Here is a 1,318-nt window from a genome sequence, read left to right as displayed (position 1 = left end):
ACCTTCGACAGGAATTCGGTCAGCACCGGCGCTTCCTGCGAGAACTTGGTGTTCACCGCGGTGAAGACGGGATTGTCGGGATAGGCGCTGGGCTCGGGCTTGGCGCACTTGGGCGACGTCAGGCACTTGTGCTTGTCGGCGTCGTAGGGCGGCATCTCCAGCTTGACCAGGTCCATGGCGCCGACCAGCGGCGTGGGCGACCAGTAGTAGAAGACCACGTTCTGCTTGCGCTTGTAGGCCGACATCAGGGCCGCCTTCTGCGCCGCGCCGGTGCCCGGCGAGTACAGCGTGTAGGAATCGTCCAGCTTGAGGGCGTGGAACAGGTTGGTGCTGGTGACTTCGCAGCCCCAGCCCGCCGGGCAGCCGTAGAAACGGCCCTTGCCGGGTTCCTCGGGGTCCTTGAACTTGTCCTTGAACTTCGGCAGGTCAGCCGCGGACTTCAGTTCGGGCAGGCGTTCGGCGGTGTAGCGCGGGATGTACCAGGCCTCGCCGCCCATGTAGAGATCGCCGATCCGCTTGACGCGGCCGGTCTTTTCGGCGCGTTCCCAGGGGTCGGCGACGCTGTTCAGCCAGATCTCGGTGTTGATATCCAGGTCACCGCGCTCGAGCGCGGCCAGGGCCGGCAAGGTCTCGGTGGGCAGGGTTTCGGTCTTGCAACCGTAGCCCTTTTCCATGATGAAACGTTCGACATCGACCAGGACCAGGTTGGATTCCCAGTTCATGGCGCCGAAATTGATCGGACGCTTGAGTTCGCATTGCGGCGTATCGGCGGCTTGGGCCGATCCGGCGAAGGCAAACAAGACGGCCGCGGCGGCCAGGGTCTTGACGGGGGTGAAACGCATTGGCTTTTGCCTCCATAGGTTCAGGGACACGGCGGCGCTGGACCGGCCGTGCCATGGAGCTAAGGGGGTTGTGCGGAAGACGGGCAGAACCGCCAATACAAACCGACACTAGCAACAAGAGGATCCGCAGGGTGCGGAGTCTTGCAAGACAGGAGTCTCAAAAACGGAGTTTTCGAGAACCCACAGATAGTGAACAAACTGAAAGAAGAAGCCAGCATCTTAACCGAAATTGATGCATGACCCAAGCCCATGCCTGAACGAATCAGATACATTCACGTTTGAAACCGTGCGGAAAAACCCTTATTCCCAAGAGGCGATTCCCCGTTTTCCCCTGGGGAATCGCCTCCCGAAAATGCTGATACATCCAGTTAATATTTTGTTCTTATAAATACATTTAACGCCCCCAAAACCCGGTTTCAGGGCTTCGGATCCGGGTCCTGGTACATGTAATCACGCCGCCACGGATAGGCCAGGTC

At 59.6% G+C, this 1,318-nt stretch carries 1 protein-coding gene; it reads right to left on the bottom strand.

All coding sequences use genetic code 11. The features are described from left to right. The coding region (locus tag BI327_RS40705; RefSeq protein ID WP_076867240.1) for an ABC transporter substrate-binding protein at positions 1–842 on the bottom strand (842 nt) is incomplete at its 3' end. Positions 843–1,318 lie beyond the last annotated feature (476 nt).

The organism is Bradyrhizobium mercantei (assembly GCF_001982635.1).
GTDB classification, from domain to species: Bacteria; Pseudomonadota; Alphaproteobacteria; order Rhizobiales; family Xanthobacteraceae; genus Bradyrhizobium; species Bradyrhizobium mercantei.
This window is presented reverse-complemented; position numbering and strand designations above follow the sequence as displayed.